Source organism: Novosphingobium sediminis (assembly GCF_007991615.1).
GTDB classification, from domain to species: Bacteria; Pseudomonadota; Alphaproteobacteria; order Sphingomonadales; family Sphingomonadaceae; genus Novosphingobium; species Novosphingobium sediminis.
On sequence record NZ_BJYR01000020.1, the window covers coordinates 40,366 to 60,636 of the forward strand.

Genomic DNA, 20,271 nt, shown 5'->3' on the forward strand with positions numbered 1-20,271 from the left:
TTGCCGAAAAAATTGCGAACTATGGATGAAACGACGCTGAATGGTCGTTCCATCCATGGCAAGGCTCAGGACATGATTGCCCGGCAATTTGCGGATGACCTCGTGGCGCTTCTGCCCAAGATGCGGCGCTTCGCCCGAGGGCTGGCCCGCGACGCGGCGGATGGCGATGACCTGTGCCAGGCAACGATCGAACGGGCGCTGAGGTCTGCCGCGCAGTGGCAGGAAGGCACGCGGCTCGATGCTTGGGTGTATCGGATCATGCGCAATATCTGGATCGACGAAAACCGCGCGCGGGCCCGCCGCGGCCCGGTCCTGCCGCCGGATGACGCCGCGTTCGACATTGCCGATGCGAGCGCACAGGGGATCGAGGCGAATGTCGAACTCGGCAATGTGAGCCGGGCGGTCGCCAAACTGCCGGACGACCAGCGCGAGGCCGTGCTGCTCGTGCTGGTGGAAGGGTTTGCATACAAGGAAGCGGCAGAGATAATCGGCTGCCCGCAAGGCACGCTGACTTCGCGCCTGGTGCGGGGCCGCGAAGCGCTGATGCGCTATCTGGGAGAAAAACCATGACCATCAGCGATGAGGAACTGGCCGCCTTCTGCGATGGCGAGTGCGATGCGGCGGCACGTGCCCGGATCGAGCAGGCGGCGCAGGCTGACCCTGTTCTGGCCGAGCGGATCCGTGCCGAGCGCGCACTGGTCAATGAGCTTCGCGATAGCTTCGAGAGCCTGCTGAAGGAACCGGTTCCGCCGCATTGGGAGACCCTTATCCGCGCCGAAGTCGAACCTGTTGCCGAAGTGGCGGCAGCTCCGGTGATCGACCTCGCCGCCGTCCGCGCCCAGCGCAGCCAGACCCCTGGCCCCGCGCGCAAGCAGATCTGGCGCAGTGCCTGGATTGGCGGCGCGATGGCAGCATCGCTGGTCATGGGCCTGTTTATCGGCGGTCAGCGCAACGGCGCGTTCCCGTTCGCGGCAGAGAACGGCGCGCTGGTCGCGAGAGGCGAACTTGCCAACGCTCTCGACAGCCAACTGGCCTCGGCGCCATCCGGCAAGGCGCTGCGCATGCTGGCGACATTTCGCAATGCCGATGGTGCGCTGTGCCGCGCCTTCAGCGGTGAAATCGCCTCGGGCATCGCCTGTCACGGCAGCGGCGGATGGCAGCTACGCCACGTGCTGCCCGGAACTCCTGCTCAAACCGCGCAGTATCGGCAGGCTGGCTCGGCTGATGCTGAGTTGATGGCCTTGGCGCAGCAGATGGCTGCAGGTGATCCGCTTGACGCGGCGCAGGAAGCGCAAGCCCGGAAGGACGGGTGGCGCTAGGCTTTGGCGAGGGAGTGCGACAATTGAGGTCCGGACAAGCTCTACCCTTCGGCCAATAGGCACGAAACGTACCCACTGTCTCGCTTCGTATCATTTGGGCCAACCGGCGGCCACGTCAACGAACAGCGGCGCGATCGCGGCATCGCCGAGTTGCGCGGCGACTGGGATTACCCGCGCGACAGGCACAAGAGATGTGGCGAGCTGGTTCTAATGTCCGCGGCTGCGGCAGCCTATCCAGCCTTTCACTGCCGCTGCGAATGTTTCGCAGCCAGTATGCCAAGTGAAGGAACCGCCGCCATGTCTGCTCGTCTCGATTATGCAGCCGCAAGCCCCGCCGGGGTCAAGGCACTCGGCCATGTCTATGGCCACATCCTCCAATCCGAGCTCGACGCGGGTCTCGTCGATCTCGTCTATCTGCGGATCAGCCAGATCAACGGCTGCGCCTTTTGCATCGACATGCACACGCGCGACCTCGGCAAGCGCGGCGTTGCGCCCGAAAAGCTCGCGCTGCTGTCCGTGTGGCGTGAGGCGGAAGGCTTGTTCACTCTCGAAGAACGCGCCGCGCTTGCCTGGGCCGAAAGCGTCACGCTTGTCGCTGATACCGGCGTGCCGGACGCTGATTTTACGGCAGCAAGCGCCGTGTTCAGCGGAAAAACACTGACCGACCTCACCATCGCGATCGGCCTGATGAACACCTACAACCGGCTCGGCATCGCATTCCGCGCGGTCCCCGGCGCAGTGGCCGCGCTGGCTGCCGCCGCCTGAGCGATTGGCGTGTTTTCGCCACCACTCTGATGCCGCGGCGGCCGATTATCGCCGCCACGCTCCCCGCCTAGATCAATGTCAGTCCGCATCGGGGAGGTGTTCTTCCCCCTCCTGACCTCCCTGATGCGGGCACCCTCCAGACCAAGGACAAGCCCCATGAAAACGCTTTACCAGACCCAGGCCACTGCAATCGGCGGCCGCACCGGCTCAGCCGCGAGTGCCGACGGCGTGCTGCGCGTCCAATTGGCAACCCCTCGCGAACTGGGCGGTGACGGCGCCACCGGCACCAACCCCGAACAGCTCTTTGCCGCTGGCTATGCCGCCTGCTTCCTTTCGGCCATCCGGTTCGTCGCCGCGCAGGCGAAGACGGCCATTCCCGCCGACGCAAATGTCACGGCAACGGTCGGCATCGGCCCAAATGACAAGGGCCCCGGCTTCGCGCTCGCTATTGCGCTGGCGGTCGATCTGCCCGGGCTCGACCGCGCAACGGCGGAGCGCCTTGTCGACGCCGCGCACCAGGCCTGCCCCTACTCCAACGCCACGCGCAGCAATGTCGATGTCCGCATCACCATTGCCTGAAGGCACACCCCCATAGGAGAACCACGATGTACGCGCTCCATGAAGGATTTGAATCGCTCGCTGGCCACAATCAGCCGCCCGAACCGTTGCCGATGATGGGAGAAGCCGCCGCGCCAGATATCCCGCGCGAGGTCGGCGTGATGATCCTTGGCGCCTATGGCGCGATCATCTCCGCCTTTCTGCTGCTGTTCACGCGGGGGCTCGATGCGACGATGATGGTCGTCATCAGCGGGCTCTATTTCGCGATCTACCTCGCCGTGCCCACGGCCTTCTTCAACACCGAGGGGCGCTCGGGCCAGCTCAGTCTGCGCACTTTCCTTGCGGATGGCCTCGAGACATGGACCGGCCACGTCGATGGACGGGGCGCGCTGATCCAGATCCTCTCGATCCCGGTCACCATCGCCGTGGCGGTGACCGCTATCGGAACAGCAGCGCGGATCATGCTCTGATGCCTTACGCCTCGATCCCCTGCGCCCAGGATTTCGTCGCGAAATGCTGGCGCAGGAATTCGAGCAACACCCGCACCCGCGCCGGCCGTGCCCGGCCCGGCGGCGTCACCACATGGAGCGGCGCCGGGCGCACCGGCCAGTCCTTGAGCACTTCCTCGAGCCGGCCGTCCGCAAGCTCTTCAGCGACATAGGCTTCCGGCAGCGCGGTGATGCCAAGTCCCGCGATCAGTGCCGGCACTGCCGCAACACCATTGTTGACGTGTACCGGCCCATCGACATGCACGGTAAGATCGCCGTGTTCGGCATGGCGGAAATGCCAGGCCTCCGCTCCGGCGATGTGGGTGAAGACCACGGCGGGAAACCGCGCGAGATCGGCGGGATGCTCGGGCCGGCCATGCTTTTCAAAGTAGGCCGGAGCGGCCACCACCGGCACGCGGAACGCAAATAGCTTGCTGATCCGCAGCGAGGAATCCGGCTCCGGCCCCACCCGCAGCACCAGATCGACGCCTTCGGTGATGAGGTCGATCCGCCGGTCGGTCAGTTCGAAATCGATCTCGATCTCCGGATAGCGCGCCATGAACTGCGGGAGCAGCCCGGCGAGTTGCTGCACACCAAATGCGGTGGTGCTGGCGAGCCGGATCAGGCCGCGCGGGATTGCGGCTTCCTCAAGGATCTCCGCTTCCACCGCCGCGCCGTCCGCCAGGATCCGCGCTGCCCGCTCCAGCGACAGTCGCCCACTTTCGGTCAGCGACAGCGAACGCGTCGTGCGATGCAGCAGCGTTGTCCGCATTCGTTCCTCGAGCCGCGTCACCGCCTTTGAGACTGTCGTCTTGGCCAGCCCCAGTTCCTCTGCAGCATGGCTGAAACTGCCCCGCTCGGCAACTTTGGCGAAGATCGCCCAGGCTTCGAAATCGGGCATGTGCGGCATGGCGGAAGGCTCCCTGCGCAGCGATTGTCCCCAACGTACTCCATTCCAAGGCGCGCGGGAATTGCGCTGTTTCCGGAAACAATCAGGTGCCGCGCCAGTCGCTAATCGGCGGCCCCGATCTGGCCTACTTCGTTGTCACACCAACAGAACCCGGAGTGACGATCATGAATATCCTGCACATCGATTCCAGCATCTTCGGCGATAATTCCGCCACGAAGCACCTCTCGGCGCAGGTCATGGCGCGGCTTGGGGCGGCGTATCCCGGCGCCAACATCATGACCCGCGATCTGGGAGCAGATCCGCTGCCGCACCTCACCGGCGCAGATGTCGCCGCGCGCGGCACCGTGGCCGATCCCGTGCTGGCCGAGTTCAAGGCTGCCAACATCATCGTGATCTGTTCGCCGATGTACAACTTCGGCATTTCCAGCCAGCTCAAGGCATGGATCGACCGGATCGGCGTGGCGGGAGAGACGTTCCGCTACACGGCGGAAGGCCCCGCCGGTCTGATGCAGGGCAAGCAGGTGATCGTGCTGACGGCGCGCGGCAGCGATTTCAGCGCGCCCGCCTTCGCAGCGATGGATCACCAGGAACCGCACCTGCGCACGTTCTTCGCCTTCATCGGCGTTGACGACGTAACCTTCATCCACGCTCAGGGCCTTGCCTTGTCGCCGGACGCACGCGGCCCGGCCATCGCCAAGGCCGAAGCGCAGATCGCTGCGCTCGATCTCCCCTCCATTCACCGCATCGCCGCCTGAGCGGCACAATCTGGAGAAGAGCAATGACCACCTGGCTTGAAACCCTGATCACCGCGAGCCCCGAAGACGGTTTCGCCCTTGCGATGAAGCTATCGCGCATGGCGGTGAAGATGACCCAACCCTCGGATGAGGTGCGCAAGAAACTGCGCCCGATCTACGAGCAGGACGCCAACGCGCTGATCGCCAGTTCGCAGGTTGTAGCGACCAATTTTCAGACGGTCGCCACAGCAAACAACTATTGGCGGGCGTGAATTGGCCGCGCGGGACGACATGCCTATCCTGACTGGCGACGCTTGTCCGGAAAGGTTTCCGGAAAGCCCTTCGGCCAATACGCCATCTGCGAGCAGCAGTCGCTGAGGGTCGCTTCGCAGCAATGGTGTGACAGCCGCGTCGATCCAGCGGGACGCATGACAGAAGTTCGCGGCACATCGTTTGCCGCCCCTCTGGTGAGCCGCCGGATCGCGGACCGGTTGCATGCTCCCGACCCTGCAGCGGCCCAGCGGGCGATCCGCGCGCTGTCCGCGGGCGCTTACGGCCATGGCCTGATCGGGTTCCAGCAACGCATCGGCGCGGCTCGCGGGCACTTCGCCGCGCATCTTGCCCTGCGCCGGGATGGAAAACAGCCGCTCGGACGTCAGCCCTCGTGAAGGCCAGCGCCCCACAGATGTGGCCGCTGGTCGGGAACAACCAGGGAGACGTTTCTTGCACATGCTACGATCCGCAGTTGCAACCGCTGCGATGGCGGTCAGCTTGGTCCTCGCGCCATCGGCGCTGGCGGAAACCCCAGGCGAACCATCGGCCGCCGCAAGCGAAGGGCAAGCCGCCGTGCAGGCCCCGAACAACACGCTTGGCCACACGGGCGGACTTTTCGCTGATTCCAGCTTCGAGCTGGCGACCGGAGCTGATTATTCAGCCGGCCACTATGGTGCGAGCGCTGACACCACGGTGTGGAGCATCCCGCTCGATCTCAAGGCACAGATCGGCCGGGTGCGGGTGCAGGCATCGCTGCCTTACGAGTTCATCAGCGGCCCCGGCCAGTTGGTGGGGGGCGTGATCGTCTCGAGCCCAGGCTCGGCCATCACGTCTCGCTCGGGCATCGGCGATCTCAATCTCTCGGCTGCCGCCCTGCTCGCACGCGAGGGGTTGATTCTGCCTGCCATCGAAGTGGGCGGCAGCGTCAAGCTGCCTACGGCGAAGACGTCAATCGGCACCGGTAAGACGGACTATTCGGTCAACGCGAGCTTCTACAAGTCGGTGACTCCTGCGGTCATGCTGTTCGGCTCGGTGGGATACTCGTGGCTGGGAAGCCCGGCGGCCTATCGGCTGCGCAAGGGCGTAACCGCATCGGGCGGTCTCAACTTGCGGCCAACCGCCAGCCAGAACTACGGCGTCAGCGTGGCCTACCGCGAACCGGTGGCTGACGGGCTGCAGGGGCAGGCGGTTGTCTCGCCCTACATGACCTACCGCTTCAGCAAGCGTTTCGGCCTGACGCTCTACGGCCTCGCCGGACTCAACGATGCCAGCCCGCGCATCGGCGCGGGCCTGCGGCTGACGCTGTTCCGCTGACTTTCACGCGCGCCGGGGCGGCGCGGCGTTCGTTCTGATGGGGGCAAACCACCAGAGGAGAAAGAGCATGGTACATTCGATGATCAAGACCTGCACGGCGGCCATCGCGCTGCTCACGGCCACCAGCGCCTTTGCTGCCCCCCCGGCCGGGGTTCCGCATGGCCCGCCGGCAGGGCTTCCGCTCGGCTTGCCGACCAGCCTGCCGGTCGGCGCGTCGCACATTCCGGTCTTGCCGCCGGTTGTTCCCCCCGCCGCTGCGATGAACCATAGGCCGCAGGGCATGCCCCAAGGCAGGCCAAACCTCCTGCCGAGTTCGGTTTCGGTCGGCGCCAATGTCAGCGCGTCCGCATCGAGCAGGGCGGCGGCATCGACCGGGACTTCGGCATCGGCCGGCGCTTCGGGCAGAGGGCAGATGAACGTGGATGCGGGCATTGGCGAGGCGGCCTCGCTGCTGGGCAAGCTCAATGCCGCGCACGCATCGGCGTCTGGTCTCGCTCATGCGTCATCGCAGTCGGTCGTCGGCGCGCTTTCGCTCTACAAGACGGCCACCGTCGCGGCGGAAAGGAGCATCGCTTCGTTCGGCAAGGCGATCGCCAGTGATCGGGCGGCGATCATGGCGGATACCAGGGCCGTGACCGATGCACAGCAGCAGTTGGCCGCAGCGACAACCGCAAACGATGCGGCGGCGATTGCCGATGCCAAGTCGGCGCTGGCTACTGCTCAGGGACAGCTCGCCGCTGACCAGAGCCAGCTGACGTCGGATCAGTCTGGTCTGACGGCAGCGCAGCAGGCCGAAGCCGATGCGCGCACGACGCTGGCGTCCTCCACCAACACCACGCTTTCGCCAGAGGTGGTGACGAAACTGAATGCGCTTCTGAAGATCCAGTAAGTGCCGGTAAGCCATCTGTGCCTCACACTGACCGACGAAATGCGCGGTCTTGGGATGGCCAAGATTGCCGATGTCATGCCGCCAGATGTTGCGATCCGCTCGGTTGATCACGTTCTGATATCCTGAGCACAGCACCAGCCCGCAGCCGACCCCGGTTGGCTGCGGGCACTCTCGCCCGCTTTTGCCGGGATCAGACCTTCCCCCAGCATTTCATCAGCTGGGATTGGAGCCGGGCAGCGAACCGCCGCCGGTTGAGAACCTGCCGTGCTTCGTGCTGGAGCAGACGGGAGGTTTGTACTACCCTCCCGCGTGTCGGGGGATAGGGGACGATCTTGGCGGCATTGGCATGCGATGATCATCCGCTGGTGCGTTCCGCACTGGCGCTGGTGCTGGAAGACATTGTCGGCGGGCCGGTGCTCACCGCGCAAGACTACGCCGGGGCATGGAGCCACGCCGAGGAGCGGGGCGATATCGAAATCGCTGTGGTTGATCTGCATATGCCGGGCATCGGCGGACTTGAGGGCATAGCCGGCTTGCGCGAGCGCGCGCCCGGTGCCCGGATCGTGGTGCTGACCGGTTCGGACAGCGACGATGATCTGCTCGCCGTTCTGGCGCTGGGGGTCGATGGGTTTGTGCCCAAGTCGGTCGAGCCTGGCGTGGTCGAGGCGGCAATCAGGCTGGTTATGGCCGGTGGGCGCTATCTGCCTGCGCGGGTGGCAGATCTTGCCGCACAAGGCCTCACCGCCCCGCCGGCAAGTGCAGCACGTGCTGCAACTGGCCGGGCCGCAATCATACCATCGATCCAGGCCCCGCTCGGGCGGCTTAGCAGCCGCCAGCGCGATGTGCTGGACCAGATGGCACGTGGCCGGGCGAACAAGGAAATCGCGCAGTTGCTGGGGCTATCCCCAGCCACGGTGAAGACGCACGTGGCGCACATCATCGCCGTGGTCGGGGCCAGCAACCGTACTGAAGCCGCGACCCGCGCGCGCGAACTGGGGCTGATCTAGAGCCCTAGCCCCCGGTGTTGGCCCAGACCGCGCATATGTCGGGACGCGGCAGCGTTGGCGCCGGAGCCCATCGCGGACGTGAGGACAAGTGCGGCAGCAGTGGCGAGCGTGAAGGCAGCGGTCGGTTTCATGGTGCGGACTCCTTTGCGTGAATTCACGGACGGTTCGGTAGGCCGACTTGCGGCGGAACGAGCGGTGCAGGAGCCGTGCGCGCGGGCAGCGTGAACAGCACGGTCTGCGCGTATGGCGCGATGAAGACCGGCAGTCCCTGCGCCTGCGGGGCGATCGACAAGGCGAAGCGGGATCCAACGCAGCCGGCATTTTCAGTTGCGGTCAGCGCGAGGGTGCCGATCGGTGCGGTAACGGTCGCCGAGCCGCTAGCGGCGGTGAAGCAATTGCCCGGCGCGCCGAGGCTGATCGGCTGGACGCGCCACGCAATGGCCTCTCCCCCCGCGCGCAAAGCAGCGAGAAAATCGAAGCGGACATCGATCCGCGAGCTTACGCGGGCACCGCTGAACGGGACGCCTTGAATGGTGCGGATGCCGTTGCCGGGATCGGAGCGCAGCACCAGCACGAGGCGGCCCGTGCGGGGCACCGGGCTGCTCAGCGTGATCGTCCGCTCACCCACGAAGGTCGCGGCGGTTTCACGCGTCATCGCGATGGTCTGGACTTGCGCATCGGGCACGGGGAGCGGCGCCGGGCCGACCAGCCCGCTCGTCGTGCCGGTGTAGCGTGGCGGTAGCACGCTGCGGTTGTAACCGGGGTAGCGATAGTCCGCTCCGCCGTGAAAGCCGCCGACATCGCCGTGCTCCGCTGTGCCGAAGACTTCGAAAATGGCAGGGCGGACAAGGCACGCGAGTTCGGCAGCACCGCGCGCACGCGGCAGGACCAGCGTGAGCGTGGACCGCGTGACGGAATTGGGGCCGCTGAGTTCGGCGCTGCCACCGAAATCATCGATGCATTCACCGATGCCTGAGGGATAATCCGGCGTACGGCTGAGTGCGGTGGTGCCGGCAATGCCGCCGAAGGACTGGGCTCCGCCGCCACCGGGGGGACAGATGTTCGGCCCGCAGCCGACGCCCCCGCCCGTGGAGATCAGCGGGCTTGCCGGAGTGGACCCGCCGGCACCGGTGGAAGTGGCCGCGCTGCCTGAGGCGCGGCGCATGGTGGCATCGCTCCATGTATCACCGCTGATTGAGGCATTGATGATGCGCAGCGGGAACGTTTCGGTGCCAATGGCAAGGCTGCCGGTCACGGCGGGCACGCTCGGCTGTGTCACGATCCGCACGACCACCGAACCGATCGCTCCGCAGCCGCGCACGGCATTGTCCGCGCCCGAAACCTTGCGCGAGATGGTTGCGGTGAGGCCGGACAGGCCCGAAGCCGCGATGGACGGGCTGAGATCGATGCCTTGGCCGTAGATCTCGATCTCGTTCGAAAATCCCGCCGGGACTTCGAACGGGCGACCATCGGAGGCGCGCAGATCAGGATTGCTGGTGTGCGGCGCCCCGCATTGCACGCCGGGCGGGATTGCGGCGCCATTGGCGGTTTCCCAGCGCGCGAACGCCGGGGTGCTGAAGGCGGTGGTGCCGAGCAGGGCGGTGCAGGCGAGGACGGCAAGCGAAGAATGCTTCATGGCAAGGCTCCTGAGCGAAGATGGACGGATTGGTGTGCGATGCAGGTGCAACTCAGTGACCACCGGGGCCAAGCAGATCGCCCAGCATGCGCTCGCTGATGGTCCCCGGATCGGGCCATGCCAGCGGGGAATCCCCCGGTGCCATGCGGGTAAACAGACGCATGCGCGAAAGGCGCGCGGCGGCATCGACGCCGTTCGAGCTGGGATCGATGACCTGCGTCCAAAGCTTGACCAGCCGGTCCACCGCCTCGGCCCGCGCCCAGGGACGACCGGGCAGCGCCGCCGGGCGCGCCGGGGTGACGAGGATCAGCACAGAATCGCGCCGCGAATTCTTGCCCCGCTCGTTGAACAGCGATCCCGCCAGTGGGATGTCGCCCAGCACCGGCGTCTTGGAGAACGTCGCATCGTCCACGCTTTCGGAGAGGCCTGAGAGCACCAGCGTCTCGCCGAAGCGGATTTCGGCGGTGGCGGCAACGCGCTGGCGGAAGGTGGTAAGCGCTTCGTTGAACGTGCCAGCGGCATCGGAGGTGAGAAATGAGCGCCCGGTCTCGATGCGGACGCGGGCGCCCTCCTCCGTGATCTCGATCGGCGTGACCTTGAGCTCGATACCGATGTCGATCTGTTCGAGCTGGGCCGCGTTGACCCCGTTGACCGCGACCTTGAGCGTGCGGCCGACAAAGAACTCGCTGATTTCACCGCGATAGGCGGTGAGGCTCGGGCGGGCGACGACCTGATAGTACTGGCCCCCGCGGTTGAACATGTTGATGTTGTACGTGAGTTGGGGAATCGAGATGGTTTCGGTGATCACCCGGGTGTTGCTATCGCTGCGGATTTCGCCGGTTACGATCTGGCGGGTGTCGTTGCGCGAGGTGCCGTATTGCAGGCGCAGCCCATCGAGCAGGTTCATGCCGATGCGCTCGCGCGCGCTGTTCTGCGCCAGCACGATGGCGACATCGACCGAGATCTGCGAGGGCGCGGGCGCAGCCGCTGGTTCGGACATCGCCGGGGCCTGATCGACCGCAGCGGTCTGCGCCAGCTGCCGCAATCGAGGCGAGACTTCGGCCGCGCTGGCCGGATCGAGCGCAGCGAGCGCGGCAAGCGCCTGTGCGCCCCGCCCGGCCTCGCCCGCCCCGGCCTCTGCCAGTGCGGCAAGGCGCAAGGCGGCAGCCTTGGCAGCAGGTTCTGCGGCAAGATCTGCTGCGCGTGCAGCGGCAGCAGCGGCGAGCGGCGCATCACCGCTGCGATAGGCCGAGGCAGCGAGTGCCAGCATCGCATCGGGATGATCGGGCCGGACCATTACGGCCTGGGCAAATCGCCGTGTTGCTTCGGCAAACCGGCCACGATCGAACGCCGCGCGCCCCGCAAGCGCGGCCGCCCAGAAGCTGCTAGGCTCAGCCTTGAGCGCGAGGTCATAGCCCGCGAGCGCAAGTTCGGTCGCTTCGGGATCGGTGCTGCCAGTGCGCTGGTAGGCGAGCGCCAGCAGGGTCTGGCTGGAAGGATCGCGCGGTGCGCGCGCGGTAAGTTCGGAGAAGGCGGCAATCGCCGGGCGAAGTTCGCCAGCGGCGAGCGCGGCAAGGCCTCGGCTGCGCAGGGTCGCCTCGTCGAGCGGGGCAACCGGGGGTGCCGCAACCGCAACCCGTGTGCCAGCGGCGCTGCAACCACTGAGCATCATGGCGCAGCCGAGCATGAAGGGCAGCCGGCAGTTCATGCGCGCGCACCTTCGACCCGCACGCAGACGTCGGCGTTTCGCGCGCCATCGATGCGATAGATCGCGCGTGGATCGGCGCATGTGGTTGGTAGGTACCCCGGTGCGCGAAGCTGTCCCCGGCTATCCAGCGCTGCACCGCAGACATCTCGGCCGGGCTGGACGATCAGCCGGTCATGGCTCGGTTCGGGACAGACCGGAGCCACAAGCAGCGCGGCGATGAAGGTGAGATGGTGCATCGCGGTGGTTCCCGGCTGATCAGAACATGGGCAACTTGGCGCCCGGCTGCGAGCATGGCTTCGCCCATATGGCCGAGCCGGATGGCCGAGCCGGATGAGCGCTTGGCAAGTGGCGCGCGGCCCGCAATGATGCCGCAGGTGAGCGCCCCCACCGATCCCGCCGAGCATGTCCGTGTCCGCGCGGCGGAATCCCGGATCGAATTTGCCGTGGCCGGCGCCTTCACCATCCTGATCGCTGGCACGCTGGCCTACGTTCACCTGCTGTTTGTGGACATCATGCCGCCCGCGCGGCTGTGGACGTGGACCAGTCTGTTCATCGCCGCGATCGCAGCGATGGTGGCGGTGCCGCTTGCCGTGCTGGTTCGCCGACCGGACGACGCCGAGATCATGGCGATCTGGTCACCGGCGGGCAAAGTCGTCGCGATCCTGTTCGATGTCGCCGTGGCATCCAGCGTCTGGCTGCTCCTGCCCTATGCCTCTGAGCCGCTGCGGCTGCTGATGGTGGTGTTTTATGCCGCCTGTGTTTCGGGGCAGGTCATTTCGACTGCGGAATCGCTCGGCACGATCACGTTCGGCGTAGTCTCGATCTTCGGATCCGCGGCTCTGTTCTTCGTGATGGCACCTGGTCCCTATTCGGCGGGGCTCGCCGTGTTCCTCGTCGCGTTCGGGGCGCTGATGATCGGGGTCGCGGCAACGCTCAAGGTCGCCATCCGGTCGGCCATTGCGGCGCGCCTGTCGGCCGAGGCGATTTCAGGCGATCTCGCCGCTGCGCTCGCCGCGGCGACCGAAGCGCGGCAGGCCAAGACGCGTTTCATCGCAGCGGCGACCCATGATCTGCGTCAACCGCTCCAAGCGGCGGCGCTGTTCTTCAACCGCATTGCCGACCGCCAGTCCGCCACGGGCGATACCGCGGTGGTCAACGCTCGGCTCGCCTTTGCCGAAGCGGCGGGGCTGCTCGAACAGCTGCTCGAGCACTTGCGGCTCGATGGCGGCATGATCCGGCCTGAAGTGCAGTTCACGGCGCTTGATGCGATCATCCCGCGCGTCTGTAGTGAAGTCGCCGAGATCGCGGTGGTGAGCGGGTTCCGCATCGAACAGATGGGCAGCAGGCTCGTGGTTGCCGCCGATCCGGCGCTGCTCGTGCGCATTGTCCGCAACCTCCTCCACAATGCCATGCGCCATTCGCGCGGCAGCCGCATCCTCGTGGGTGGACGGCGGCGGGGCGACCGAGTGCGCATCTATGTGGTGGACGATGGCCGGGGCATATCGACAGCGTTGGCTGCAAACCTGTTTGATGAGGTGAAGCCGGACTGCGCTGATCCGGTCGGTCAGAGCGGCGTCGGGCTCGGCCTGCCCTCCTCACGCCGCATGGCCGAACTCATGGGCGGCAGCGTGGAACTCGATCCGGCGTGGCGGCACGGCGCTGCGTTTTATTGCGAGCTGCCCTTGGTCCGACAATCCGATCGCGCGGATCGGCATTGCTGAACTGCGCCGACCATGAGCCGTTCAGAGATTGAACGCGTTTCCGGGCGCTATCGTGGCGGTAAACTCCACGAGACCGTCCTTGCGGCGGACGCTGACCTTTTCGCCATCACGGATCATCTGGACGCATCCGCTCGATGCGACGTCGCCCGTCTCGAAGCAGAAGAGATTGTCGTACTCGCGGAAGCGCCAGTTGATCGCAAACGCCCCACCCTTGGGCATCACCCCCTTGAGAACGCCGCCCTCTGCAACATAGAACGCGTTCCTGCCTTCGGGACTGTCGAAGGCAAACGAACTTCCGACGAGATCGCGTTTCATCTCTTCAACAGACATCTGCTTGCCGAGCTGGGCATCAACATAAAGTGGCTGGACCGGGTCCGCTTCGACCGATTGCGCGGCGGCAGCGAGAAAAATGAGCGTGGTGATCAAAGCGTCTCTCCCATGGGCTTGGTCACGGGATTCGGACGGTGGCTGCCGAGGGTTACAAGTATGCGAGGGCGTGCCGCACGTATTTATTCCTGTGTAAAACGAGGCGAATGGCAGAGCGCGGCGGTAAAATCCGGACGACCCGATCTGCTTGGGCACATGGCCTTAAGCACCCGGAGCGCTCGCTCCAATTCTCGCTTTCTGCGAAATCCGCTTTCGAGGACTCCGCCACCGATCTTCAGTATTCGATGGCAACGCAACGCAAGTTCCCTCCGAGCGGATTGCGACACACATGCGGGTTACGACGCAATTTTGGCCATGCTCAATCGCTGTACTTGATCAATACAGGGCTGTATCTCGCCTCCTGCGCGGTGCTTCGGGAAATCACTCCATTGCGGAGCCAAGGCCGCGCTGGCCAGCCACCGATATGCGGCGGTCAGGCCCCGCTCGCCGTGTCGTCCAGACAGCGCGGCTCGTCAGATTCCCCCAGATTCCAGCGTTTTCTCGATGCGCTAGGCTGGACGCAGGGCGCTGCCCAAGCTAACCGGCGCGTCCAACCGTTGGAGATTTGGGATCATGAATACTGCTGAACTCGCCGAAACCGTTGCTGCCAGCGCGGGCCTCACCAAGGCCGATGCCAAGAAGCTGGTCGACACCGTGTTCGCGGCGATCGCCGATGCAGCTGCCAAGGGCGAAGAAGTTTCGCTGAGCGCATTCGGGAAGTTCAAGGTCAAGGAAAGCCCGGCCCGCGAAGGCCGCAACCCCTCGACCGGCGCCACCATCCAGATCGCCGCTTCGCGCAAGCTGACCTTCGCTGCCGCGAAGTCGGTCAAGGACAAGCTGAACGGCTGATCCGTCACGCGCCCACGCAAGTGCGCAGATGATGCCAGAACGGCACGCGGGGGAACTCCTCTCGCGTGCCGTTCGTGCTTTCAGGGAAGGAACAGGCCAGTGGGCTTCGATGATCTGATGCAGCGCTACTTCGGGACAGCTGAACTGAGCGGACTGAGCGGTGCCGAGCTCGTGGCCGGGTCAGAGCGGCTTGCCGTGGACTTCGGGCTGGAAACCGATCCGTCCCGCCGCTTTGCGCTCTGGGCGCTCATGCACATTCTGGGCAGCGCGCCCGATCTCGATGTCGCCTTCAAGGATCCTGCCGAGCGCGATGCCGCACGCAATTTCATGGATCTGTGCGCCGGGGTTTCAGGCCCCCCGCAATAAGCAGAGGTGCATGGCCCGGCACGCCGTGGTCAAACCGCGTCAAACTCCCTTGAGGACCAGCCCCATGACCGATCTCATTCTCGTCGATATTGCCGAAGGCGTCGCCACCGTCACGCTCAACCGGCCCGACGCGATGAACGCCCTCTCCAAGGCTCTGCGCGCGCGTCTCGCCGAAGTCATGACCGCGCTCGATGCAGATGACGCCGTACGTGCCGTCGTGCTGACCGGTGCGGGCACGCGCGCCTTCACGGCCGGGCTCGATCTCAAGGAACTCGGCTCGACCGAAGGCGCACTAGGTGCGGCCAATGCCGAAGGCGCTTCGGAAAACCCGGTCAAGGCGATCGAGATTTGCCGCAAGCCGGTGGTCGGCGCGATCAACGGTGTCGCCATCACCGGCGGCTTCGAAGTCGCGCTTGCCTGCGATGTCCTCATCGCCTCCACCAACGCGCGCTTTGCAGATACCCATGCGCGCGTCGGCGTCTATCCCGGCTGGGGCCTTTCACAGAAGCTTCCCCGCCTGATCGGCATCAGCCGCGCCAAGGAACTGTCGTTCACCGGCAACTTCCTCGATGCCGCGACAGCCGAACGCTGGGGCCTTGTAAACCGGGTTGTCTCGATCGAGGAATTGCTCCCCACTGCGCAGCAACTGGCGCGCGACATGGCCTCGATCGATCCCACCTTCCTGCGCAATTACAAGGCGCTGATCGACGATGGCTACGCGCTCCCGTTCGGCGAAGGCATGGCACTCGAAGCCCAGCGCTCGTCCGCTGCAAACTCCGCTGTCCGGCCCGAGGAAGTCGAAGCGCGCCGCCTCGCTGTGCAGGAACGCGGTCGCAATCAATAGCTAGCCGCGCAGCGCCTCTGCTGCGGCACAGGCTACAGTTGCGGCATCGGGGGCGAATGCCTGCGCGCCGCCAAGAAGAAATGCCCGGTGGCGCGCAACGGCGGCTTGCTCGGCCGCACCGGGCTGGCCGCCGATCCAGCCTTGCACCAGAACGATCAGCGCCAGAGCCTGCAGATAGAGCGGCAGCGCAAGCGGTGTGCCGCGCGTGGGCCACAGACCTTCCCCACCCCCGTCGGGAAGCAGGCTATCTGCAAAGCTGAGCAGCGCGGCAAGAAATTCGGCCTGCTGCACGCTGGACATTGCCGGCAGGTCCCTCGCCGCAGTCTGGCGATTGCGCCTGAGCACGCCGAGCAGCCCTGCCTTGCCATCGAGACCGAACAGTCGGTCCATGCGCTGCTTGTCCGCATCCTCGGCAACGGTCAGAGGTTTGCGCGCCAGATCCTGCCACAGCGGAGCAACCGCCGCATCGAGCGCCGCGCAGCATGTCTCCAGCCGAAGCAGCCCCTCGATCAGCATAGCCGCATTGCCGCCCGCCCCGATGCCATAGGCGAAGAAGGCCGAATACGGCTCGATCAGCGCTACAAGGTCGACAGCCTTGCCTACCTTGCCGGACGGATCGCCTACATTGGCCAAACGATAGTTTGCATCCCACACGGGCACATCAAAATCCCGGCGAGGCAGGGTATGCCATACCATACAATATGTTCCTGACGGTCCAACACGATCCGACTAACGGAATCCTGCTATGGAAACCAGTGCAGAAAACTATCTTTGGTTATGTTTTTGCCATATAGAGAGTCAGGAGTGACCTGGCTCGCTCGCGCCTGATTGCTTGCGCCCCACAGCACGATGTCACCCCGGAACATCTCCAGGGTGACATCGGAGGGGTACAACTAAACCGCAACCGCCAGTTCGGTTGCCTGCTTGATAGCCCGCTTTGCATCGAGTTCGGACGCCTCATAGGCCCCGCCGACCAACTGCGGGTTGAGCCCGCGCGCCACGAGTTCGTCGAAAAGCCCGCGTGCCGGTTCCTGCCCCGCGCAGACGATCACGGTATCGACATCGAGCAGACGCAGCTCGCCTTCCACGCGGATGTGGAGGCCGGCATCGTCGATGCGGTCATACTCCACCCCTCCCAGCATCTGCACGCCGCGGCGCTGAAGGGTAATGCGATGTGTCCATCCGGTTGTGCGGCCGAGGCCCTTGCCGACTGCGCTCGCCTTGCGCTGGAGCAGCCACACCTCGCGTCCGCTGGTGGCGACTTCGGGCACCACGCCGGTCACGCCGCCGCGCGGGTGGTTCTTGAAATCGATACCCCATTCCTTCGCGAAAACCTCGACATCGAGAGAGCCCGGAGTTCCGGCATGGGTAATCAGTTCGGCCACGTCGAAGCCGATGCCGCCCGCGCCCATGATCGCAACCTTCTTGCCAACCTCGGCCTTGCCGGTGATCACGTCGACATAGCGCACGGCCTTGGGGTGATCGATGCCGTCAATATCCGGCTTGCGCGGGGTGATCCCCGTGGCGATCACGATCTCGTCAAAACCGCCCGCCGCCAGCATGTCTGCATTAACCCGCGTAGCGAGCTTCAGTTCGATGCCGTTCACTTCGATCATGCGGCCGAAGTAGCGGATCGTCTCGTCGAACTCCTCCTTGCCGGGGATTTTGCGCGCCAGATTGAACTGCCCGCCGATTTCATCCGCCGCATCGAACAGCGTGACCTTGTGCCCGCGCCCGGAAGCGATGGTTGCGTAGGCAAGGCCAGCGGGCCCGGCGCCAACCACAGCGATGCGCCGTGCGGTCGCCGCAGGTTGCACCTTGATCTCCGTCTCGCGGCAGGCGCGCGCGTTGACGAGGCAGCTTGTCAACTGGCCGGTAAAGGTGTGATCGAGGCAGGCCTGGTTGCAGGCAATACAGGTGTTGATCTCGTCCTCGCGGCCTTCCCACGCCTTCTTCACGATCTCGGCGTCCGCCAGCATCGGCCGCGCCATCGAGATGAGATCGGCATCCCCGCGCGCGAGGACTTCCTCGGCCACATGCGGCATGTTGATGCGGTTGCTGGTGATGAGCGGGATCGAGACGACATCGCGCAGCTTGCCCGTCACTTGCGCAAAGGCGGCGCGCGGCACCATCGTGGCGATTGTCGGCACCTGGCTTTCGTGCCAGCAGAAGTGGGTGCTGATGACATCTGCACCGGCGGCTTCCAGCGCCTTGGCAAGGCTCGCCACTTCCTCCCAGGCGAGGCCGCCCTCCAGCATGTCCATCGCGGAAATGCGGAAGATCAGCATCTTGTCGTCACCCAGCGCGATACGCGCGCGCTTCACCACTTCGACCGCAAAGCGCATGCGGTTTTCCCACGTGCCGCCCCAGCGATCAGTGCGCTGGTTGGTCCGCTCGACGAGGAAAGTGGAAATCAGATAGCCTGCCGAGCCGATGATCTCGACCCCGTCATACCCCGCCTCGACCGCCAGCGCGGCGCAATTGGCGAAGGCCGCGATCTGCTCCTCGATGCCGGCTTCATCCAGCTCTACCGGCGCCACGCGCGCCAGCCTTGAGCGTACCGGCGAAGGACCGACCGGCTCGCGCACATTGGCGATCGAACCCGAATGCAGGATCTGCATGCAGATCTTCACGTCCGGATCGGCGGCATGAACCGCATCGGTCACCGCGCGGTGCATCGGCACCTCGCTCGGCTCGCTCAGCTTCGCGCCGCGCCCGCCGCTTTCGTGCGGCGTGATCCCGCCGGTGATGATCATGCCGACGCCGCCCTTCACGCGTTCGACGAAATAGGCAGAGAGCCGTTCTGCCGCATCGGGCAGGTCTTCGAGCCCCGAATGCATCGAGCCCATGATGATGCGGTTCTTGAGCCGGTTCCCCCGGATCGTGAGCGGGGAGAACACCAGCGGATATTTGGAATGCGTCATCGGTTCGTTCCGTTCAATCTGGCCGTTCAATTGGCCGTTCAGTCTGGAATATAGTTGGGCGCGCGTTTCTCGAGGAAAGCGCGCATACCTTCCGCAAAATTCGGGCTGGCGGCTGTCATCAGCTGGTTGCGGTTCTCGATCGCCATCGCCGCTTCGAGGCTGGGCGCATCCACCGCGAGGCTGAGGCCTTCCTTGGTCATGCGCAGCCCGCGCGGCGAGGCGGCGAGCATTTCCGCAGCATAGCCCTCGCCTACCACTTCAAGCTGGTCATCGGGCACCACTTCGCTGACAAGCCCCGTCGCCAGCGCACGCAGGGCATGGATGAAGCGCCCGGTCAGCATCAGCTCCGATGCAATCGAGGTGCCAACCAGCCGCGGCAGGAAATAGCTCACTCCCATATCGCACGAGGACAGGCCGAGCTTGATGAAAGCCGCATTCATCTTCGCGCTCTCACCCGCGATGCGGATGTCCGCCGCCAGCGCAAAGGCAAAGCCGCCGCCGCAGGCCGCCCCGTGCACCAGCGCGACGATCGGCTGCGGGCAGCGCCGCATCTTCACATAGACCTCAGCCAGATGACCCTGAAAACCGAAGCCGCCGCCGAAGGGATCGGGACGGTCACTTTCCTGCCGATCCTTGATATCAAGCCCGGCGCAGAAGGCGCGGCCCGCGCCGCGCATCACCACCACGCGCGTTTCCCGGTCGTGGTAGAGCTTGCCGAAGTAGTCGCTCAGTTCGTCAACCATCTCCAGCGAGATCGCATTGAGCGCATGTGGGCGGTTCAGCGTCAGCCAGTCTGCCGCGCCGCGCTTCTCAATCGTGATCGTGCGATAGCTCATGCTCCGCTCTCCCCTCCAGTTCCCAATTCTTCCACGAGCAGGCCCGCCGCAAACCTGCCCATATTGACAGCGCCGCTCATGTCCCGATCCCGCCGATCAGCAAATCGGCCACCCGCGCCGCATATGCGGCGATGGCCTCCTCGCTCATCGTTTCGCCCGGACCGATGCGGCCGGCGTGGGTCTCCATCGCGGAAAGCAGCATATCGGAGGCAAGCGCCGTGCTGACACCCTCGCGCAGTTCGCCCCGCGTGCGGCCCCTGCGCAGGATCGCGATGGCCTGCTCCGTCAGCGCGCCAAGCACCGGGCCAATTCGAGCGGCGAGTTCCGGATGGCCCGCCAGATCGCGCCGCATATGCCGCGCGACGCCGCCGCCGGTTTCCAGATAGCGGGTCAGCACGAGCGCCCCGAATGCCGTGAGATCGCCGCGCAGGCTCCCGGTGTCGATCTTCGCCACCCCTTGCCAGCGCTCCTCGACCATCGCGCACAGCAGGTCCTCCCCGCTTGTCCAGCGAGCATAGAGCGTCGATTTTCCAATCCCCGCCGCGCGCGCCACGGCATCGAGGCTGAAGCCAGCCCAGCCGCCCGCGCCATAGACTTGCGCCGCCGCAGCAAGGATGCGCGCCTCGACATCCGGATTGCGCGGACGCCCCCGGGGACGCGGTTCAGCTTCGGCGGATGCGCGTTGCATGGTGCCATTCTATCCT

At 65.4% G+C, this 20,271-nt stretch carries 27 protein-coding genes; 16 read left to right on the forward strand and 11 right to left on the reverse strand.

The window, feature by feature from the left end; translation table 11 throughout:
• The first annotated feature begins 72 nt into the window (after positions 1-72).
• The 5 genes from NSE01_RS15345 (at position 73) to NSE01_RS15365 (ending at position 3,112) form a co-directional block, all read left to right on the forward strand.
• Positions 73-570, forward strand: a complete 498-nt coding sequence (locus NSE01_RS15345; RefSeq protein WP_147160620.1) for an RNA polymerase sigma factor — start codon at positions 73-75, stop codon at positions 568-570.
• A complete protein-coding gene (locus NSE01_RS15350; protein WP_147160529.1) occupies positions 567-1,319 on the forward strand; it encodes an anti-sigma factor family protein in 753 nt (250 codons plus the stop codon). The genes NSE01_RS15345 and NSE01_RS15350 overlap by 4 nt, the downstream gene beginning before the upstream one ends.
• 297 nt (positions 1,320-1,616) lie before the next feature.
• Complete coding sequence (locus tag NSE01_RS15355) at positions 1,617-2,084, forward strand: carboxymuconolactone decarboxylase family protein (RefSeq protein WP_147160530.1); 468 nt, start codon at positions 1,617-1,619, stop codon at positions 2,082-2,084.
• Between the two features lie 156 nt (positions 2,085-2,240).
• Positions 2,241-2,663, forward strand: a complete 423-nt coding sequence (locus tag NSE01_RS15360) for an organic hydroperoxide resistance protein (RefSeq protein ID WP_147160531.1) — start codon at positions 2,241-2,243, stop codon at positions 2,661-2,663.
• Positions 2,664-2,689: 26 nt separating this feature from the next.
• On the forward strand, positions 2,690-3,112 hold the full coding sequence (locus NSE01_RS15365) for a hypothetical protein (protein ID WP_147160532.1): 423 nt from the start codon (positions 2,690-2,692) through the stop codon (positions 3,110-3,112).
• Between the two features lie 4 nt (positions 3,113-3,116).
• On the opposite strand, the gene NSE01_RS15370 is transcribed toward NSE01_RS15365, so the two are convergent.
• Positions 3,117-4,040 (reverse strand): LysR family transcriptional regulator, encoded by a 924-nt coding sequence (locus NSE01_RS15370; protein WP_147160533.1) that lies wholly within the window; start codon positions 4,038-4,040, stop codon positions 3,117-3,119.
• Between the two features lie 86 nt (positions 4,041-4,126).
• Here NSE01_RS15370 and NSE01_RS15375 point away from each other — a divergent pair, with 86 nt between their 5' ends.
• The 4 genes from NSE01_RS15375 to NSE01_RS15390 all read left to right on the forward strand — a co-directional run bounded on the left by NSE01_RS15375 (position 4,127) and on the right by NSE01_RS15390 (position 6,361).
• Positions 4,127-4,795 carry an FMN-dependent NADH-azoreductase gene (locus NSE01_RS15375; RefSeq protein WP_246135237.1) on the forward strand — a complete coding sequence of 223 codons (669 nt, stop codon included), beginning with the start codon at positions 4,127-4,129 and terminating at the stop codon, positions 4,793-4,795.
• A 23-nt stretch (positions 4,796-4,818) separates the two neighbouring features.
• Complete coding sequence (locus NSE01_RS15380; RefSeq protein WP_147160534.1) at positions 4,819-5,046, forward strand: hexameric tyrosine-coordinated heme protein; 228 nt, start codon at positions 4,819-4,821, stop codon at positions 5,044-5,046.
• Positions 5,047-5,202: 156 nt separating this feature from the next.
• The gene (locus tag NSE01_RS15385) at positions 5,203-5,442 is read left to right on the forward strand and encodes a hypothetical protein (protein WP_147160535.1); all 240 of its coding nucleotides are present in this window, start codon (positions 5,203-5,205) and stop codon (positions 5,440-5,442) included.
• A 91-nt stretch (positions 5,443-5,533) separates the two neighbouring features.
• Positions 5,534-6,361, forward strand: a complete 828-nt coding sequence (locus NSE01_RS15390; RefSeq protein ID WP_170233861.1) for a transporter — start codon at positions 5,534-5,536, stop codon at positions 6,359-6,361.
• Positions 6,362-6,364: 3 nt separating this feature from the next.
• Here NSE01_RS15390 and NSE01_RS15395 read toward each other — a convergent pair whose 3' ends face one another.
• The gene (locus NSE01_RS15395) at positions 6,365-6,793 is read right to left on the reverse strand and encodes a hypothetical protein (protein WP_147160537.1); all 429 of its coding nucleotides are present in this window, start codon (positions 6,791-6,793) and stop codon (positions 6,365-6,367) included.
• Between NSE01_RS15395 and NSE01_RS15400 the strand changes: the two genes are divergently transcribed.
• The 3 genes from NSE01_RS15400 (at position 6,774) to NSE01_RS15405 (ending at position 8,257) form a co-directional block, all read left to right on the forward strand.
• The gene (locus NSE01_RS15400; protein ID WP_147160538.1) at positions 6,774-7,250 is read left to right on the forward strand and encodes a hypothetical protein; all 477 of its coding nucleotides are present in this window, start codon (positions 6,774-6,776) and stop codon (positions 7,248-7,250) included. The two genes, NSE01_RS15395 and NSE01_RS15400, sit on opposite strands and share 20 nt — an antisense overlap.
• Positions 7,251-7,376, forward strand: coding sequence for a hypothetical protein (locus NSE01_RS21880; RefSeq protein WP_281289518.1), 126 nt, complete (start codon positions 7,251-7,253; stop codon positions 7,374-7,376).
• Between the two features lie 206 nt (positions 7,377-7,582).
• Positions 7,583-8,257 (forward strand): response regulator, encoded by a 675-nt coding sequence (locus NSE01_RS15405; RefSeq protein WP_147160539.1) that lies wholly within the window; start codon positions 7,583-7,585, stop codon positions 8,255-8,257.
• Here NSE01_RS15405 and NSE01_RS21885 read toward each other — a convergent pair.
• From NSE01_RS21885 to NSE01_RS21345, 4 genes are read right to left on the reverse strand one after another with little or no spacing between them, the layout of a single operon-like run.
• Positions 8,254-8,388, reverse strand: a complete 135-nt coding sequence (locus NSE01_RS21885; RefSeq protein ID WP_281289519.1) for a hypothetical protein — start codon at positions 8,386-8,388, stop codon at positions 8,254-8,256. The genes NSE01_RS15405 and NSE01_RS21885 overlap by 4 nt on opposite strands.
• 23 nt (positions 8,389-8,411) lie before the next feature.
• Positions 8,412-9,893 (reverse strand): hypothetical protein, encoded by a 1,482-nt coding sequence (locus NSE01_RS15410; RefSeq protein ID WP_147160540.1) that lies wholly within the window; start codon positions 9,891-9,893, stop codon positions 8,412-8,414.
• Positions 9,894-9,945: 52 nt separating this feature from the next.
• Positions 9,946-11,601 (reverse strand): secretin GspD/PilQ domain-containing protein, encoded by a 1,656-nt coding sequence (locus NSE01_RS15415; protein WP_147160541.1) that lies wholly within the window; start codon positions 11,599-11,601, stop codon positions 9,946-9,948.
• Positions 11,598-11,837, reverse strand: coding sequence for a hypothetical protein (locus NSE01_RS21345; protein WP_170233862.1), 240 nt, complete (start codon positions 11,835-11,837; stop codon positions 11,598-11,600). Before NSE01_RS21345 ends, NSE01_RS15415 begins: the two co-directional genes overlap by 4 nt.
• A gap of 54 nt (positions 11,838-11,891) precedes the next feature.
• On the opposite strand from NSE01_RS21345, the gene NSE01_RS15420 reads away from it, so the two are divergent.
• Entirely contained in the window at positions 11,892-13,322 is a 1,431-nt protein-coding gene (locus NSE01_RS15420; RefSeq protein ID WP_170233863.1) for a sensor histidine kinase, read from the forward strand.
• 21 nt (positions 13,323-13,343) lie between these two features.
• On the opposite strand, the gene NSE01_RS15425 is transcribed toward NSE01_RS15420, so the two are convergent.
• Positions 13,344-13,748: a hypothetical protein gene (locus tag NSE01_RS15425; RefSeq protein ID WP_147160543.1), complete on the reverse strand. Its 405-nt coding sequence runs from the start codon at positions 13,746-13,748 to the stop codon at positions 13,344-13,346.
• A 573-nt stretch (positions 13,749-14,321) separates the two neighbouring features.
• Between NSE01_RS15425 and NSE01_RS15430 the strand changes: the two genes are divergently transcribed.
• From NSE01_RS15430 to NSE01_RS15440, 3 genes are all read left to right on the forward strand, one after another.
• Positions 14,322-14,597: an HU family DNA-binding protein gene (locus NSE01_RS15430; RefSeq protein WP_147160544.1), complete on the forward strand. Its 276-nt coding sequence runs from the start codon at positions 14,322-14,324 to the stop codon at positions 14,595-14,597.
• Between the two features lie 99 nt (positions 14,598-14,696).
• The gene (locus NSE01_RS15435) at positions 14,697-14,963 is read left to right on the forward strand and encodes a hypothetical protein (RefSeq protein ID WP_147160545.1); all 267 of its coding nucleotides are present in this window, start codon (positions 14,697-14,699) and stop codon (positions 14,961-14,963) included.
• 64 nt (positions 14,964-15,027) lie between these two features.
• The gene (locus NSE01_RS15440; protein ID WP_147160546.1) at positions 15,028-15,807 is read left to right on the forward strand and encodes an enoyl-CoA hydratase; all 780 of its coding nucleotides are present in this window, start codon (positions 15,028-15,030) and stop codon (positions 15,805-15,807) included.
• Here the strand turns inward: NSE01_RS15440 and NSE01_RS15445 are convergent, their stop codons facing one another.
• The 4 genes from NSE01_RS15445 to NSE01_RS15460 all read right to left on the reverse strand — a co-directional run bounded on the left by NSE01_RS15445 (position 15,808) and on the right by NSE01_RS15460 (position 20,255).
• Positions 15,808-16,440, reverse strand: a complete 633-nt coding sequence (locus tag NSE01_RS15445) for a hypothetical protein (protein WP_147160547.1) — start codon at positions 16,438-16,440, stop codon at positions 15,808-15,810.
• 260 nt (positions 16,441-16,700) lie between these two features.
• Complete coding sequence (locus tag NSE01_RS15450) at positions 16,701-18,731, reverse strand: NADPH-dependent 2,4-dienoyl-CoA reductase (protein ID WP_147160548.1); 2,031 nt, start codon at positions 18,729-18,731, stop codon at positions 16,701-16,703.
• Between the two features lie 38 nt (positions 18,732-18,769).
• Positions 18,770-19,567: an enoyl-CoA hydratase/isomerase family protein gene (locus NSE01_RS15455; protein ID WP_147160549.1), complete on the reverse strand. Its 798-nt coding sequence runs from the start codon at positions 19,565-19,567 to the stop codon at positions 18,770-18,772.
• 76 nt (positions 19,568-19,643) lie between these two features.
• On the reverse strand, positions 19,644-20,255 hold the full coding sequence (locus tag NSE01_RS15460; RefSeq protein WP_147160550.1) for a TetR/AcrR family transcriptional regulator: 612 nt from the start codon (positions 20,253-20,255) through the stop codon (positions 19,644-19,646).
• Between the last annotated feature and the right edge of the window lie 16 nt (positions 20,256-20,271).